Raw genomic sequence first — 15393 nt, 5'->3', positions numbered from 1 at the left:
GCTATTACAAGCTGGCTGGCAAGCGGCGCACAAGACGAGGCCTGCAACACTGTGCGATTATCGGACGCCCAGTCGATAATCGCAATTTCCCCCTCCGCTGGCGTGAGCGGCCTTGTGCAACAGCACCCGATCATTGAAAGCATGCCCGATTCGCCCGTGGCTGAATAAATAAGCTCGGGACGCGGCGGTCAGTTGTAAAACATTAAGCAAGTGTGACGTTAAAACTTCGGCACTACTGCCCTGAAATACACCCACTGGCAAAGTTGACGTTTTTTAACTTGTTGGTGATAGTGTTATTCAAATACACCGTTATAATGCACCTCGTGATAAGGTTGGCCCAGCTTCCAGAGCGATTGCAGATTTCGCCGAGCCTTGCCCACGCGTTGCCCAAGGCGCTGTTGCAGGTACCTGACGCCCATTCAAATGCCTGCCAATTGCTTGTGACTTGAAAAGAAAACTGTTGCTACGACAGCTGTTCTTCTCCGGTGCCGTGGCCGCCTGCAATAACGAAGTGGTTTATCGTGCCTCCCCCCTCAAATGTGGACTCTATTTGAAGGTGACGCGATGAACGCCTTCCCTGCATTGCGCTTCACCGGAATTAAACTCAACTCAATTAGGTAACAATGTGACGAAAGACGAACTGCGCGCGGAACTTGAGCGCCAGGAACAACGTTACAAGGATGTTTACGGCGGGGAAGTCACCACCTACGCCGCCCAGCCAGAACCTGAGCGCAAACCATGGCGCAAACGCGCCAGTCTGCTGGATCAGGCTTTTGCCCAAGAGATTCAAAAGATCGAAAAGGATCTGAAGGCCGAAGAGCCATAACCCTTCGGGTCGCGCCCCAAGGGTCAGGTGCTTTCCTGCCAGCACCTCGCTGGCGGGAAAGCGCTATGTATGCCTGTTGTATGCCCGACTATCGTCATTTCCTGCATCCCGTCGAAATTTCATACAACTGTTTCACTGCCAGTGTCGCGATTGTCGCACCCGAAACCAACAGAAAAAACGCTATACATCAATGAGTTGCTGAAACCCCGAAATACCTGTGGCCGGCGCCAGAGGCACAGATTAATTCGTTGAAGAATGTTACCAGCGAGCAGCTAGTGCATCGATTACCCAGCTTTTCTGGCATAATCGCGCCCCCTTTCGACCTGGTCATAAAACCTTCATGATCGATTTATTCAGCGGACTGGATGCCTGGGTTCTTGTGAGCCTGCTGCTCGCCCTCTTCTTTGTCCTCGCCTTCGAGTTCATCAATGGCTTTCATGACACCGCTAACGCGGTGGCCACAGTCATCTACACCAAGGCCATGCCACCGCACCTGGCCGTGTTCTTTTCCGGGGTGTTCAACTTCCTCGGCGTGCTGCTCGGCGGGGTGGGCGTTGCCTACGCCATCGTGCACCTGCTGCCGGTGGAATTGTTGATCAATGTGAACACCGGCCATGGTCTGGCCATGGTGTTCTCATTGCTGGCGGCGGCCATTACCTGGAACCTCGGCACCTGGTACTTCGGGATTCCGGCGTCCAGCTCCCACACGCTGATCGGCTCGATCCTCGGTGTCGGCCTGGCCAATGCCTTGATCAACGACATTCCGCTGGCTGATGGGGTCAACTGGCAGAAGGCAATCGATATCGGTGCCTCGCTGGTGTTCTCGCCCATGGCCGGTTTTCTGGTCGCAGCCTTGGTGTTGATTGGTCTTAAATGGTGGCGTCCGCTGTCGAAGATGCACAAGACACCGGACCAGCGTCGCAAGCTCGACGACAAGAAACACCCGCCATTCTGGAACCGCCTGGTATTGGTGATTTCCGCCATGGCCGTGAGTTTCGTGCATGGTTCCAACGACGGCCAGAAAGGTATCGGCCTGATCATGCTGGTACTGATTGGTATCGTGCCCGCCCAGTTCGTACTCGACTTGGGCAGCAGCACTTACCAGATCGAGCGCACCCGTGACGCCACGTTGCACCTCAATCAGTTCTACCAGCGCAACCACGAAACCCTCGGCGAATTTCTCTCCCTGGGCAAGAGCGTTCCGGAAGACCTGCCAGGCAAATTCCGTTGCAACCCGCAACAGACCGAGCCGACCATCAATTCGCTTCTTGGCACATTGAAAGGTGTCTCCGACTACCACTCGCTGACCTCCGAGCAACGCATTGAAGTGCGTCGCTACCTGCTCTGCCTGGACGATACCGCGAAGAAAGTCGGCAAGCTGCCCGGCCTGGACAAACGCGAGAAGTCCGACCTCGACAAGCTGCGCAAAGACTTGACCGCCACCACTGAGTACGCGCCGTTCTGGGTGATTCTCGCGGTAGCGTTGGCCCTGGGCCTGGGTACCATGGTGGGCTGGAAGCGTGTGGTTCTGACCATCGGTGAGAAAATCGGCAAGCAGGGCATGACCTATGCCCAGGGCATGTCGGCACAAATCACCACGGCCACCATGATTGGCTTTGCCAATATCTTCAGCCTGCCAGTGTCCACTACCCACGTCCTGTCTTCGGGCGTGGCGGGGACCATGGTCGCTAACAAAAGCGGCTTGCAGGGTGGCACGGTGAGAACCATCCTGATGGCGTGGGTGTTGACCCTGCCTGCGACCGTGGCCTTGTCGGCCGGATTGTTCTGGCTGGCGTCCATCGCGCTGGGGAGTTGATCCTCCGCGGCTGATCCAGGAAGGCGCAACCTTTGGGGGTTGCGCCTTTTTTTATGTTTGAAGGGCTGCCAAGCAGCCAAACGCCAGGCAAAAAAAAGGGCGACCGAAGTCGCCCAAAATGCCTTGCGTGCTCATGTAATCCAGAAAAACCTAGGGTTTTTTACGCTTGTTGGCGTCTTTCCAGATAAAAATCCCAAACCCTACAAAAAACAGCACCATGAGGCCGACGGTCAGCACTCCGGCAAACACCACATTATCGAAAAACATGACCGGCCTCCTGTGCTTGCCCTGTTGCGATGGGGCTAAGTTAACCAAGAAGCCGAAAGGAGAAATTGACGGGGATCAATGTCGCCCGCGACGGGGCGTAAAGAAGGGAAATAACTGACCTGCATCAACAGATCCGGAGCGTTTCAGCGTTTTTTCGGTTTGTTTTTCGACTTTTTCTTCACCTTGCCCAAGGGCATCGCCTGTTCAAAGGCTTGGCGCACTTCATTGAGCCGCTTGTCATTAAGGTCATGGACACGCTTGGCGCGCTCGGTATTCAGATCGATCAGCTTGTCGTCACTCATGGCTTGGCTTACGTCGTGGCTGGAATACCCCAATAATGCGTCCTGACCCGTCGTGCGGTAAACCGCCGGCAAACAAAATGTGTGTCATCCAGCCTACTGTCCGCAAAATCGACGCCTTCCAACCACCTGAAGGGGTCTTACATGGCACTGCATGAGGATCTTTCGCCCTCGCTGGCCCTGCGCGGTTAAACCTCGACGTCCACCCACAACCCTTGCCGGGGCGCATCTTCGATCAGCGGCGCGACCGGCACGGTATTATCGGCATTGAGTTCATCACCGGGAATGGCCAGATGCTGCTCGGGGTCTTCTTGCACTTCGCGTCGGCGCTTTTGCTGTTCCTGCTGACGTCGTTGTTCGTCGCGCAGCAACAGGGCCGACTGTTCGGGGTCGCGATTTTTCAGGTCAATGGTGCTTTCGTTGGAACTCGCTTGCGCCGGCACCACCGGAGGAATATCGGGCTTGGGGCGCACGGGATCGAGTTGCGAGGTCACCGGCACAACACTCAAGGGCAAGATGGGTGGCAGCATAATTATGAGTCTCCTGTCAGCAAGCTGTCGGCTGCCGCGCTAACGACTTGAGCCTGGGGTCGCCAACTTGTGACCCAGTCGTCAGTCTTCGGTGCCGTGCCACCCGTCGAATCGCCCCCCCATCATCCCGGCAAGCAGAGTAGTTTTTGTCAGAATCCTTTGGCTGAGGACCTTGTTCCGTTAGAATAGTCGGCTTTTTCACGGCGGGAGTCAGGCAGCATGGCGCAGCAGTATCAACCGGGGCAACGCTGGATTAGTGACAGCGAAGCAGAGCTGGGCTTAGGCACCGTTCTGGCACAGGACGGGCGCTTGTTGACCGTGCTCTATCCGGCCACTGGCGACACCCGCCAGTACGCGCTACGGAATGCGCCCCTCACTCGCGTGAGGTTTTCGCCAGGTGACACCATCACCCATTTCGAAGGCTGGAAAATGACCGTGCGCGAAGTCGACGATGTCGACGGCCTGCTGGTCTATCACGGCCTCAATGGGCAGAACGAGCAGGTCACCCTGCCGGAAACCCAACTGTCGAACTTCATCCAGTTCCGTCTGGCCAGCGACCGTCTGTTCGCCGGCCAGATCGACCCGCTGGCCTGGTTCTCCCTGCGTTACCACACCCTGGAACATACCAGCCGCCAGTTGCAGTCCTCGCTCTGGGGCCTGGGTGGCGTGCGTGCGCAGCCGATCGCCCACCAATTGCACATTGCCCGTGAAGTCGCCGACCGTATCGCCCCTCGGGTATTGCTGGCGGACGAAGTGGGCCTGGGCAAGACCATCGAAGCCGGCCTGGTGATCCACCGCCAGCTGCTCTCCGGTCGAGCCAGTCGCGTGCTGATCCTGGTCCCGGAAAACCTGCAGCACCAGTGGCTGGTAGAGATGCGTCGGCGCTTCAACCTGCAAGTTGCCTTGTTCGACGAGGAACGCTTTATTGAAAGCGATGCCAGCAACCCGTTCGAAGACACCCAGCTCGCGCTGGTTGCCCTGGAGTGGCTGGTCGAGGATGAGAAAGCCCAGGACGCGCTGTTCGCCGCCGGTTGGGACTTGATGGTCGTCGACGAAGCTCACCACTTGGTGTGGCACGAAGAACAAGCCAGCGCTGAATACACGCTGGTTGAGCAGTTGGCCGAGACTATTCCCGGGGTCCTGCTGCTGACCGCCACCCCCGAACAATTGGGCCAGGACAGCCATTTCGCGCGTCTGCGCCTGCTGGACCCGAACCGTTTCCACGACGTTAAGGCCTTCCGCGCCGAAAGCGAAAATTATCGCCCGGTGGCCGAAGCCGTCCAGGAGCTGATGGACAAGGGCCGCCTCTCGCCTGCGGCCCACAAAACCATCCTGGGTTTCCTCGGTAACGAAGGTGAAGCCTTGTTGACCGCGGTCAACGATGGCGACACCGAAGCCAGCGCCCGCCTGGTACGCGAACTGCTGGATCGCCACGGCACCGGCCGCGTACTGTTTCGCAACACCCGCGCCGCCGTGCAAGGCTTCCCGGAGCGCAAGCTGCATGCCTACCCGCTGCCGTGCCCGGACGAATACCTCGAACTGCCGCTGGGCGAACACGCCGAGCTGTACCCGGAAGTCAGCTTCCAGTCGCAGCCGGATATTGAAGAAGAACAGCGCTGGTGGCGCTTCGACCCTCGGGTCGAATGGCTGATCGACCAGTTGAAAATGCTCAAGCGCACCAAGGTCCTGGTGATCTGCGCCCACGCCGAAACCGCCATGGACCTGGAGGACGCCCTGCGCGTACGTTCCGGCATCCCGGCCACGGTGTTCCACGAAGGCATGAACATCCTCGAGCGGGACCGTGCCGCGGCCTACTTCGCCGATGAAGAATTCGGCGCCCAGGTGCTGATCTGTTCGGAAATCGGCAGTGAAGGTCGCAACTTCCAGTTCGCCCATCACCTGGTGCTGTTCGACCTGCCGTCCCACCCGGACCTGCTGGAACAGCGAATCGGCCGTCTTGACCGGATCGGCCAGAAACATGTGATCGAACTGCATGTGCCGTACCTGGAAACCAGCCCGCAGGCACGGCTGTTCCAGTGGTACCACGAAGCGCTGAACGCCTTCCTTAATACCTGCCCGACCGGCAACGCCTTGCAGCATCAGTTCGGCCCGCGCCTGCTGCCGTTGCTGGAAGACGCCGACGACGGCGAGTGGCAAACGCTGATCGACGAAGCCCGTGCCGAGCGCGAGCGCCTCGAAGCCGAACTGCACACCGGTCGTGATCGCCTGCTGGAACTCAACTCCGGCGGCGCTGGCGAAGGTGATGCGCTGGTGGAAGACATCCTTGAGCAGGACGATCAGTTCACCCTGCCGATCTACATGGAAACCCTGTTCGATGCGTTCGGCATCGACAGCGAAGACCATTCGGACAACGCGCTGATTCTCAAGCCGAGCGAAAAGATGCTCGACGCCAGCTTCCCGCTGGGCGACGACGAAGGCGTGACCATCACCTACGACCGCAACCAGGCCCTGTCTCGCGAAGACATGCAGTTCATCACCTGGGAACACCCGATGGTCCAGGGCGGCATGGACCTGGTGCTGTCCGGTTCGATGGGCAACACCGCCGTGGCGCTGATCAAGAACAAGGCGCTCAAACCGGGCACCGTGTTGCTGGAGCTGCTCTACGTCAGTGAAGTGGTCGCGCCACGCGCGTTGCAACTGGGCCGCTACCTGCCGCCAGCGGCACTGCGCTGCTTGTTGGATGCCAACGGTAATGATTTGTCGGGCCGTGTCTCATTCACCACCTTGAACGATCAACTCGAGGCTGTGCCACGGGCCAGCGCGAACAAGTTTATCCAGGCCCAACGTGACCAACTGACGCCACGGATCAACGCCGGTGAAGAAAAAATCGCCCCACGTCACGCCGAACGCGTGGCCGAGGCACAACGCCGCCTGGCTGCCGATACGGATGAAGAACTGGCGCGCCTGACCGCGCTGCAAGCGGTCAACCCGACCGTACGTGACAGCGAGCTGGTAGCTCTGCGCAAGCAACGTGAGCAAGGCCTGGCCATGCTTGATAAAGCTGCGCTGCGACTGGAGGCGATTCGCGTGTTGGTCGCGGGTTGATGCTGCTGTTCTGTTGAACTAAAAGACCCGCTCAATGCGGGTCTTTTTTAGGGTGTGGGGTTCATGGCGACCGGGAAAATCGGCTTTGAATCCATCATCGACGCGGTGCCTCAGGTCGCAGGTTGTCTTCGCACACTTCGGTCAGTTCCCTCTCCTCCGGGAGAGGGCTAGGGTGAGGGGCGAATCTCAAGTCCGCCACTTATCGCCCTGCCAGCACGGCATTACCTCAAACCACCACCGCAGGCCCCGACACCTCCACCGTCCCCATTCCATCCTTCATCCGCTGGGCATCACGCACAAAACACCGCGATGCCAGGAACAGAAACAGCATGGTCAAGAACAACGCCACCGGAATCAGATACATAGCGTCATGCAGGCCCACTGCTTTAAAAGCTTCAGTCATTTGCTCAGCCCCCGCCGCATACATAGCGGAGTGAGCAAAATGGTCAGACAGACCGCCCACCACAATCGGCCCCATGCCACCGCCCAACAAATACAAACCTGCGAAAAACAGCGCCATGGCCGTGGCCCGCAAGCGCGGCTCCACCACGTCCTGAATCGCCGTGTAGACGCACGTATAGAAGTTATAGGCAAACAACCAGCCCACACTGAATACCGCCACGAACACGCCGATCTCGATGCGGCCTGCGTGCAGGGCCCAAGCGGTGCAGAGCGTGGAGATGATCAGGCTGAACGCGGCGAACAACAGGCGGCCATTGGCAATACGCTGATGGATTTTGTCGGCTACCCAGCCACCCAGCGTCAGTCCTACCAGACCCGTCACGCCGACAATGACTCCGGTCGCCACCGCCGCTTCCTGCAACGGCATCAGAAAATACCGCTGCAACATTGGCACCAGAAACGAGTTGCAGGCATAGGTCGCAAAGTTGAAGCACAACCCGGCCAGCACCAACCAGAGAAAAGTCGGGACCGCTAGCACGCGGCGGATCGGCCGGTCGATTTTTTCTTGGGAAACCTGCACCGCTTCAGCCGCGCCGCGCTTGGGCTCCTTGATATAGAACATGAACACCGCCAGGATCAGCCCCGGCACAGCGGCGATGAAGAACGGTGCGCGCCAGCTGTCGAAGGCCTCGACCATCGCGCCGATGGTGAAGAACGCCAGCAGCAGCCCCAAGGGCAAGCCGAGCATGAAAATGCCCATGGCTCGGGCCCGGCGATGCGCCGGAAACAGATCGCCGATCAATGAGTTTGCCGCCGGCGCGTAGCTGGCCTCACCAATACCGACGCCCATGCGCACCAGCAGAAAGGTCCAGAAACTGCCGACCATGCCGTTGACTGCGGTCAGCCCGCTCCAGGTCGCCAGGCCCCAGCCCATCAGCTTGCTGCGCGAGCCGGTGTCGGCCATGCGCCCAAGCGGCAGACCGGCAATGGCGTAGACGATGGTGAATGCGGTACCGATGATGCCGAGCTGGAAGTCGCTGAGACTCCATTCCATGCGGATCGGCTCGATGATGATCGCCGGGATCGTGCGATCAAAGAAATTGAACAGGTTGGCCAGAAACAGCAGGAACAGAATGCGCCAGGCATTCGCCGCTTGGGTCGAGTTCTGCATGGGTCCGTCTCTTTTATTGTTATAGAGCTGCGATGCCCTGCGCATCCTGCCCGGAACCTGCAATCTAGTCAGCCGCGGCCCGATTGTCTGTAATGATTCGTAAAGCTGATAGGGCGTAATTTCATCCTCGGCAGCAAAGTGTCGAGCCATCGAAAAATAAGCGCTTACCCCCCTTCCCAAGCGCATTGGCAAGATTAGAATAGCGAGCCTTCCGCAGTCCCCCCTACCTCTTATTGATGACGTGCCATGTCCGATGCCAGTCCGTGTCTGAAATGCGGTGCCTGCTGTTCACACTTTCGCGTGTCTTTCTTTTGGGGCGAATGCGCTTCGGCAGGAGGAACCGTGCCCGATGATCTGGTCGTACAGATCACGCCCAGCCGAGTGGCGATGATCGGCACAGACAGCAAACCGGTACGCTGTTGCAGCCTTGTAGGGGACGTCGGCACGGGTACCCGTTGCTCGATTTATCATCAACGTTCCAGCGTCTGCCGCGAGTTTGAAGCGTCCTGGAGCCAAGGCGAAATAAACACCGATTGCGATGCCGCGCGCGCCGCTTTTGGCCTGGCGCCTCTCGAGCAGCCGATCCACGACCTCGACTTGCCCATCAGCGCTTAGCATGATCGGCTATTACCGAATAGCCATCATCCAACTAAAGCCCTCCGACGAACGACTATTCATGAGCGTCCGGAGACGCTTTCCCTAGTAAATACAGGCTTATATCTGTCCGCTTCGGCCTACAACGCACAGCAAAGTCGCGAATTCTCACTCAGTGATGGCTCTTGGACATTTTGCAGCCATCCGTTCAGGCACATGGCGCACAATGACGTCTAAACATAATCCTGCTACTGCGGTATTTGAGCGGGACGGGAATATCCCCGCACGCCCTTCGCAAACCCGAGCATCGCTCACACTTGGAAACAATTCTCCAACTCCCCAGGCCGCCTCAAAACTGTGCCCATGACGCAAACGTCACCCTGCCTTGTGACCTTTCTCCACGGCAAGATGCCATCACCGCATCAGCAGTTACTCCGCTACACACTTAATACAGCGAAATCAGGCGCACCTTTTTCGTGCAAGTCATGCTTGCCCTGCCCTTTCCTGGATCAGAATCCACGGCGACACCACCACCGCCCACAGCCCCGGATCCCGCTCCACCAGGTCCAGCGCCCGCGTCGCAGAGACCTCGCCAACCGTCTCTGCAGCCAGCCAGGCAGCGACTTTATCGCGGTTATCCTGCGCCATGGCCTCGGCGGTTTCGATCAAATCCAGGCTGGCATCGACCCACAATAGGGCACCCTTCGCAAAGAACGGCTCAAGCTCCTTCCAGGAAATTTCGGCAGTTTCACCAAGCAGCTTGGCATAGAGGGTGCTAGGTTCTTGCGTCATGGGAGTTCACCTGAGGAAAAAATCGGCGCAATCATACCGTCGAGCCTCAGGCAGAAAAACCCGGTTGCAAATGAAGTCCCGAGAGAAAGCGCCAGGAAAGCCAAGGATTGCCTGAAACTCTGGCATCAACGCGCCGCAATTCTGACTTTTTCTTTCATTTAAGCGACATACCCAGCGTTTGCCCCCAGCAGCCAGCTTTTCAATCGACGAACCGGCGCTCTACACTGTACCGGTACAGTTGCCAGGCCGCCGCCGGGGGATATCCGAGATATCCGATCCGGTTCAGCAGCTCACAAGGCCGCTAGAACTATAAAAAATACAACAGTAAGAGTGGAGCACTATGAATAAGGCTACTAAGCAGATTTCCAAACTGTTTGCCGCTATGGTCCTGGCCGGGGTTGCCAGCCATTCGTTCGCAGCCGACACCATCAAGATCGGTATCGCCGGCCCTAAAACCGGCCCGGTGACCCAGTATGGCGACATGCAGTTCATGGGTGCCAAACAGGCTATCGAAGACATCAACGCCAAGGGCGGGGTTGACGGCAAGCTGCTCGAAGCCAAGGAATACGACGACGCTTGCGATCCTAAACAAGCCGTTGCCGTCGCCAACAAAGTGGTCAACGACGGCGTCAAGTTCGTGGTCGGTCACCTCTGCTCCAGCTCCACTCAGCCAGCGTCCGATATTTATGAAGACGAAGGCGTCATCATGATTACCCCGGCTGCCACCAGCCCGGAAATCACCGAGCGTGGCTACAAGATGATTTTCCGCACCATCGGCCTGGACAGCGCCCAGGGCCCGGCGGCCGGCAACTACATTGCCGACCACGTGAAGCCTAAGGTTGTTGCGGTCCTGCACGACAAGCAACAGTACGGTGAAGGCATCGCCTCGGCCGTGAAGAAAACCCTGGAAGACAAAGGCGTGAAAGTCGCCGTCTTCGAAGGCCTGAACGCCGGGGACAAGGATTTCTCCTCGATCATCCAGAAGCTCAAGCAGAACAACGTCGACTTCGTCTATTACGGCGGCTACCACCCGGAGCTGGGGCTGATCCTGCGCCAGTCCAAGGAAAAAGGCCTGGACGCCAAGTTCATGGGTCCGGAAGGCGTCGGCAACGACTCCATCTCGCAAATTGCCCAGGGCGCTTCCGAAGGCCTGCTGGTGACCCTGCCGAAATCCTTCGACCAGGACCCGGCCAACAAAGCCATCGTCGATGCGTTCACCGCCAAGAAGCAGGACCCAAGCGGTCCGTTCGTATTCCCGGCGTACGCTGCCGTTGAAGTCATCGCCGGTGGTATCGCCGCCGCGAAAAGCGAAGACACCACTAAAGTCGCCGAAGCGATCCATGCCGGTACCTTCAAGACCCCGACGGGTGACCTGAGCTTTGACGAGAAAGGCGACCTGAAGGACTTCAAGTTCGTGGTCTACCAATGGCACTTCGGCAAACCAAAAACCGAAGTTTCCCCTCAGTAAGCCAGGCGTTACTGGACAACAAGCCCACTGTGCAAGCAGTGGGCTTTGTTTTACGAGGTTTATGGGCCTGACACCCGCGATCCGGGCGCTGGCTCACCTGAAAATCTTAAAACCGTCACCAGCGGTTCGCTGGCCAACGCTCCGTGCAAATGTGGTCACAGAACACAGCACCGGGCTGGAACATGACTCCACCAGTGAAATGCGTATCGGGTTTTTAGGAGCGCTGTAATGCCTGAGATCTATCATTTTTTCCAACAGCTGGTTAATGGCCTGACCATTGGCAGCACCTATGCCTTGATAGCCATTGGCTACACAATGGTTTACGGCATCATTGGAATGATCAACTTCGCCCATGGCGAGGTGTACATGATTGGTTCCTACGTGGCTTTCATTGCCCTTGCCGGGCTGGCCATGATGGGTATCCACTCACTGCCCTTGTTGATGACTGCCGCGTTCCTTGCGTCGATCATCGTAACCAGCGCCTATGGCTACAGTATCGAGCGCGTTGCCTACCGTCCCTTGCGTGGCAGCAACCGTTTGATCCCGCTGATTTCCGCCATCGGTATGTCGATTTTCCTGCAGAACACCGTATTGCTGTCCCAGGACTCCAAGGACAAGTCCATTCCCAACCTGATCCCGGGGAGCTTCTCCTTCGGTCCGGGTGGCGCACAAGAAGTGCTGATTTCCTACATGCAGATCGTGGTGTTTGTGGTCACGCTGATCGCGATGCTGGGCCTGACCCTGTTCATCTCCCGCTCCCGTCTGGGGCGCGCCTGCCGGGCCTGTGCCGAAGACATCAAAATGGCCAACCTGCTGGGCATCAACACCAACAACATCATCGCCCTGACCTTCGTCATTGGTGCCGCACTGGCGGCCGTCGCGGCCGTGTTGCTGAGCATGCAGTATGGCGTGATCAACCCCAACGCTGGATTCCTGGTAGGCCTCAAGGCCTTTACCGCAGCCGTATTGGGCGGTATCGGCAGTATTCCGGGCGCCATGCTCGGCGGGCTGGTACTGGGTGTGGCCGAAGCCTTTGGCGCCGATATCTTCGGTGACCAGTACAAGGACGTGGTGGCATTCGGTCTTTTGGTTCTGGTGCTGTTATTCCGGCCGACCGGCATTCTGGGCCGTCCGGAGGTTGAGAAAGTATGAGCAGATATCTTAAATCGGCGTTTTTCAGCGCCTTGCTGGTGTGGGCCGTGGCCTTCCCGGTCCTCGGCCTCAAACTGAGCATTGTCGGGATCAACCTTGAAGTACATGGCACCGGTCCGGTAACCCTGACCATCATTGCCCTGTGCTCGGTATTGATGTTCCTGCGGGTGCTGTTCAGCCAGCAGGTCGGTGACCTGTTCAAGTCCAACCGTCGGCCACTGGTGTCGCCCAAGGTCAGTCAGTTCCTGACCCTGCCGCGAACCCAGCGCTACATCATCATCGGACTGATCGTGGCCGCACTGATCTGGCCGTTCTTTGGTTCCCGTGGCGCGGTGGATATTGCCACCCTGATCCTGATCTACGTGTTGCTGGGCCTGGGCCTGAACATCGTGGTCGGTCTGGCGGGGCTGCTGGACCTGGGTTATGTCGGCTTCTATGCGGTGGGTGCCTACACCTACGCGCTGCTGTCGCATTACCTGGGCTGGGGCTTCTGGATCTGCCTGCCCATTGCCGGCCTGATGGCGGCGACCTTCGGCTTCCTGCTGGGCTTCCCGGTGTTGCGCCTGCGCGGCGACTACCTGGCGATCGTGACGCTGGGCTTCGGTGAAATCATCCGCTTGTTCCTGCGTAACCTCACCGATATCACCGGCGGTCCCAACGGTATCAGCAGCATTCCCAAGCCAACCTTCTTCGGCCTGTCGTTCGACCGCAGGGCCGCGGAAGGCATGCAGACCTTTCACGAGTACTTCGGGATTGTCTACAACCCGATCAGTAAGGTGGTGTTCCTCTACCTGGTCGCCTTGTTGCTCGCCCTGGCGGCGCTGTTCGTGATCAACCGTTTGCTGCGCATGCCCATCGGGCGCGCATGGGAAGCGCTGCGCGAAGACGAAATTGCCTGCCGTGCATTGGGCCTGAACCCGACTGTGATCAAGCTCTCGGCCTTCACCCTCGGCGCAGCATTCGCCGGTTTCGCCGGCAGCTTCTTCGCCGCGCGCCAGGGGCTGGTGACACCGGAGTCATTCACTTTTATCGAGTCGGCGATCATTCTCGCCATCGTGGTATTGGGTGGCATGGGCTCGCAATTGGGTGTGATTCTCGCGGCCATCGTGATGATCCTGCTGCCGGAGCTGATGCGTGAATTCAGCGAATACCGCATGTTGATGTTCGGCGCCCTGATGGTGCTGATGATGATCTGGCGCCCTCAAGGCCTGCTGCCCATGCAACGCCCTCACATGGAGTTGCGCAAATGAGCCGCGAGATCCTGAAAGTCGACAACCTGAGCATGCGCTTCGGCGGCCTGCTGGCGGTCAACGGCGTGGCCCTGACCGTGAAGGAGAAGCAGGTCGTGGCCTTGATCGGCCCCAACGGCGCCGGCAAGACCACGGTCTTCAACTGCCTGACCGGTTTCTACAAGCCCAGCGGTGGCAGCATCCTGTTGGACGGCCAACCCATCCAGGGCATGGCCGGCCACGACATTGCCCGCAAGGGCGTGGTGCGCACCTTCCAGAACGTGCGGTTGTTCAAGGACATGACGGCGGTCGAGAACCTGTTGATCGCCCAGCACCGCCACCTGAACACCAACTTCTTCGCGGGCCTGTTCAAGACCCCGGGCTTTCGCAAAAGCGAACAGGAGGCGATGGAATACGCCGCGTACTGGCTGGACAAGGTCAACCTGACCGAGTTTGCCAACCGGCCAGCCGGGACTCTGGCGTACGGCCAGCAACGACGCCTGGAAATCGCCCGCTGCATGATGACCCGCCCGCGGATCCTCATGCTCGACGAGCCCGCCGCCGGCCTGAATCCCCGGGAAACCGAGGACCTCAAAGCCCTGATCGGTGTGCTGCGTGAAGAAAACAACGCCACCGTGCTGCTGATCGAACACGACATGAAACTGGTCATGAGCATTTCCGACCATATCGTCGTAATCAACCAGGGCACGCCGTTGGCCGACGGTACGCCTGAGCAGATCCGTGACAATCCTGAAGTGATCAAAGCCTACCTGGGGGAAGCGTAAATGCTGCAATTCGAAAACGTTTCCACCTTCTACGGCAAGATCCAGGCGCTGCACGACGTCAACGTCGAAGTGCGCCAGGGCGAGATCGTCACGCTGATCGGTGCCAACGGTGCCGGCAAGTCCACGTTGTTGATGACCCTCTGCGGTTCACCCCAGGCTCACAGCGGCAGCATCCGCTACATGGGTGAGGAGTTGGTGGGACAACACTCGGCAACGATCATGCGCAAGAGTATTGCCGTGGTGCCGGAAGGTCGGCGGGTATTTGCCCGCCTGACCGTGGAAGAGAACCTGGCGATGGGTGGGTTCTTTACCGACAAGGGCGACTACCAGGAGCAAATGGACAAGGTGTTGCACCTGTTCCCCCGGCTCAAGGAGCGCTTCAGCCAACGCGGCGGCACCATGTCCGGCGGCGAGCAGCAAATGCTCGCCATTGGCCGGGCGCTAATGAGCAAGCCCAAGCTGTTGCTGCTGGACGAACCCTCCCTGGGCCTGGCGCCGATCATCATCCAGCAGATATTCGACATCATCGAACAACTGCGCAAGGACGGTGTGACGGTGTTCCTGGTCGAACAAAACGCCAACCAGGCGTTGAAAATCGCCGACCGGGCCTATGTGCTGGAGAACGGTCGGGTGGTCATGCAGGGCAGCGGGGAACAACTGCTGACCGATCCGAAGGTGCGCGAAGCCTATCTGGGCGGTTGAACACCGACGGAACAGAAAACGGCCCTGTTCGGGCCAATACCGGTCAGTTAAGGAAACGCCGACTACTGTAGGAGCGAGCTTGCTCGCGAAAAACGTCAACGATAACGCGTGCATACTGGATAAACGCGGCGCCTTTGAGTTCTTCGCGAGCACGCTCGCTCCTACAAAAAATCCTTAACTGATCGGCCCTACCCTGTTCGGGCTGTTTTTTTTCTACCCGGTCTGTAACGATCCCGTTCTCCCTTTCTCTAGTGGTGTAGGCAAGCAACCCCGCTTGCTGATTCAACCCACTAC

Annotated in this window: 14 protein-coding genes; 9 read left to right on the top strand and 5 right to left on the bottom strand. The window is 58.5% G+C overall.

The features are described from left to right. Window positions 1–625: 625 nt before the first annotated feature. Entirely contained in the window at window positions 626–826 is a 201-nt protein-coding gene (locus AC6CIA_RS05920; RefSeq protein ID WP_029297082.1) for a hypothetical protein, read from the top strand. 340 nt (window positions 827–1166) lie between these two features. Further along, window positions 1167–2642, top strand: coding sequence for an inorganic phosphate transporter (locus AC6CIA_RS05915; RefSeq protein WP_084377050.1), 1476 nt, complete (start codon window positions 1167–1169; stop codon window positions 2640–2642). A 150-nt stretch (window positions 2643–2792) separates the two neighbouring features. Here AC6CIA_RS05915 and ccoM read toward each other — a convergent pair whose 3' ends face one another. The 3 genes from ccoM to AC6CIA_RS05900 all read right to left on the bottom strand — a co-directional run bounded on the left by ccoM (window position 2793) and on the right by AC6CIA_RS05900 (window position 3738). Continuing rightward, window positions 2793–2909: a cytochrome c oxidase subunit CcoM gene (gene ccoM, locus AC6CIA_RS05910; protein ID WP_339529084.1), complete on the bottom strand. Its 117-nt coding sequence runs from the start codon at window positions 2907–2909 to the stop codon at window positions 2793–2795. A 143-nt stretch (window positions 2910–3052) separates the two neighbouring features. Continuing rightward, window positions 3053–3211, bottom strand: a complete 159-nt coding sequence (locus AC6CIA_RS05905; protein WP_090221635.1) for a hypothetical protein — start codon at window positions 3209–3211, stop codon at window positions 3053–3055. 185 nt (window positions 3212–3396) lie between these two features. Further along, complete coding sequence (locus AC6CIA_RS05900; protein WP_498311065.1) at window positions 3397–3738, bottom strand: aspartate-semialdehyde dehydrogenase; 342 nt, start codon at window positions 3736–3738, stop codon at window positions 3397–3399. 219 nt (window positions 3739–3957) lie between these two features. On the opposite strand from AC6CIA_RS05900, the gene rapA reads away from it, so the two are divergent. Continuing rightward, window positions 3958–6804 (top strand): RNA polymerase-associated protein RapA, encoded by a 2847-nt coding sequence (gene rapA / locus AC6CIA_RS05895; RefSeq protein WP_498311064.1) that lies wholly within the window; start codon window positions 3958–3960, stop codon window positions 6802–6804. Between the two features lie 226 nt (window positions 6805–7030). On the opposite strand, the gene AC6CIA_RS05890 is transcribed toward rapA, so the two are convergent. Then, on the bottom strand, window positions 7031–8377 hold the full coding sequence (locus tag AC6CIA_RS05890) for a spinster family MFS transporter (protein ID WP_498311063.1): 1347 nt from the start codon (window positions 8375–8377) through the stop codon (window positions 7031–7033). A 246-nt stretch (window positions 8378–8623) separates the two neighbouring features. Here AC6CIA_RS05890 and AC6CIA_RS05885 point away from each other — a divergent pair, with 246 nt between their 5' ends. After that, on the top strand, window positions 8624–8992 hold the full coding sequence (locus AC6CIA_RS05885; protein ID WP_339529079.1) for a YkgJ family cysteine cluster protein: 369 nt from the start codon (window positions 8624–8626) through the stop codon (window positions 8990–8992). Between the two features lie 462 nt (window positions 8993–9454). On the opposite strand, the gene AC6CIA_RS05880 is transcribed toward AC6CIA_RS05885, so the two are convergent. Further along, on the bottom strand, window positions 9455–9763 hold the full coding sequence (locus AC6CIA_RS05880; protein ID WP_339529078.1) for a DUF2288 domain-containing protein: 309 nt from the start codon (window positions 9761–9763) through the stop codon (window positions 9455–9457). 340 nt (window positions 9764–10103) lie between these two features. On the opposite strand from AC6CIA_RS05880, the gene AC6CIA_RS05875 reads away from it, so the two are divergent. From AC6CIA_RS05875 to AC6CIA_RS05855, 5 genes are all read left to right on the top strand, one after another. Next, window positions 10104–11231: a branched-chain amino acid ABC transporter substrate-binding protein gene (locus tag AC6CIA_RS05875; RefSeq protein WP_498311062.1), complete on the top strand. Its 1128-nt coding sequence runs from the start codon at window positions 10104–10106 to the stop codon at window positions 11229–11231. Window positions 11232–11459: 228 nt separating this feature from the next. Next, window positions 11460–12383 carry a high-affinity branched-chain amino acid ABC transporter permease LivH gene (gene livH / locus AC6CIA_RS05870; protein WP_498311061.1) on the top strand — a complete coding sequence of 308 codons (924 nt, stop codon included), beginning with the start codon at window positions 11460–11462 and terminating at the stop codon, window positions 12381–12383. Further along, window positions 12380–13633 carry a high-affinity branched-chain amino acid ABC transporter permease LivM gene (locus AC6CIA_RS05865; protein WP_498311060.1) on the top strand — a complete coding sequence of 418 codons (1254 nt, stop codon included), beginning with the start codon at window positions 12380–12382 and terminating at the stop codon, window positions 13631–13633. Before livH ends, AC6CIA_RS05865 begins: the two co-directional genes overlap by 4 nt. Next, a complete protein-coding gene (gene livG, locus AC6CIA_RS05860; protein WP_339529074.1) occupies window positions 13630–14397 on the top strand; it encodes a high-affinity branched-chain amino acid ABC transporter ATP-binding protein LivG in 768 nt (255 codons plus the stop codon). The genes AC6CIA_RS05865 and livG overlap by 4 nt, the downstream gene beginning before the upstream one ends. Further along, a complete protein-coding gene (locus AC6CIA_RS05855) occupies window positions 14398–15099 on the top strand; it encodes an ABC transporter ATP-binding protein (protein WP_498311059.1) in 702 nt (233 codons plus the stop codon). Window positions 15100–15393: the final 294 nt, after the last annotated feature.

The sequence above is a fragment of the Pseudomonas sp. GQ91 genome, assembly GCF_059758795.1.
The sequence above is the reverse complement of the archived record's forward strand: the minus strand, read 5'-3'. Positions and strand labels throughout refer to the sequence as shown.

Excerpts from the sequence above, each read along its gene's own strand:
- AC6CIA_RS05915 (WP_084377050.1), top strand. The coding sequence starts at position 1,167 with ATGATCGATTTATTCAGCGGACTGGATGCCTGGGTTCTTGTGAGCCTG.
- AC6CIA_RS05905 (WP_090221635.1), bottom strand. The coding sequence starts at position 3,211 with ATGAGTGACGACAAGCTGATCGATCTGAATACCGAGCGCGCCAAGCGT.
- ccoM (WP_339529084.1), bottom strand. The coding sequence starts at position 2,909 with ATGTTTTTCGATAATGTGGTGTTTGCCGGAGTGCTGACCGTCGGCCTC.
- rapA (WP_498311064.1), top strand. The coding sequence starts at position 3,958 with ATGGCGCAGCAGTATCAACCGGGGCAACGCTGGATTAGTGACAGCGAA.
- AC6CIA_RS05875 (WP_498311062.1), top strand. The coding sequence starts at position 10,104 with ATGAATAAGGCTACTAAGCAGATTTCCAAACTGTTTGCCGCTATGGTC.
- AC6CIA_RS05855 (WP_498311059.1), top strand. The coding sequence starts at position 14,398 with ATGCTGCAATTCGAAAACGTTTCCACCTTCTACGGCAAGATCCAGGCG.
- livG (WP_339529074.1), top strand. The coding sequence starts at position 13,630 with ATGAGCCGCGAGATCCTGAAAGTCGACAACCTGAGCATGCGCTTCGGC.
- AC6CIA_RS05890 (WP_498311063.1), bottom strand. The coding sequence starts at position 8,377 with ATGCAGAACTCGACCCAAGCGGCGAATGCCTGGCGCATTCTGTTCCTG.
- AC6CIA_RS05865 (WP_498311060.1), top strand. The coding sequence starts at position 12,380 with ATGAGCAGATATCTTAAATCGGCGTTTTTCAGCGCCTTGCTGGTGTGG.
- AC6CIA_RS05900 (WP_498311065.1), bottom strand. The coding sequence starts at position 3,738 with ATGCTGCCACCCATCTTGCCCTTGAGTGTTGTGCCGGTGACCTCGCAA.
- AC6CIA_RS05880 (WP_339529078.1), bottom strand. The coding sequence starts at position 9,763 with ATGACGCAAGAACCTAGCACCCTCTATGCCAAGCTGCTTGGTGAAACT.
- AC6CIA_RS05885 (WP_339529079.1), top strand. The coding sequence starts at position 8,624 with ATGTCCGATGCCAGTCCGTGTCTGAAATGCGGTGCCTGCTGTTCACAC.
- livH (WP_498311061.1), top strand. The coding sequence starts at position 11,460 with ATGCCTGAGATCTATCATTTTTTCCAACAGCTGGTTAATGGCCTGACC.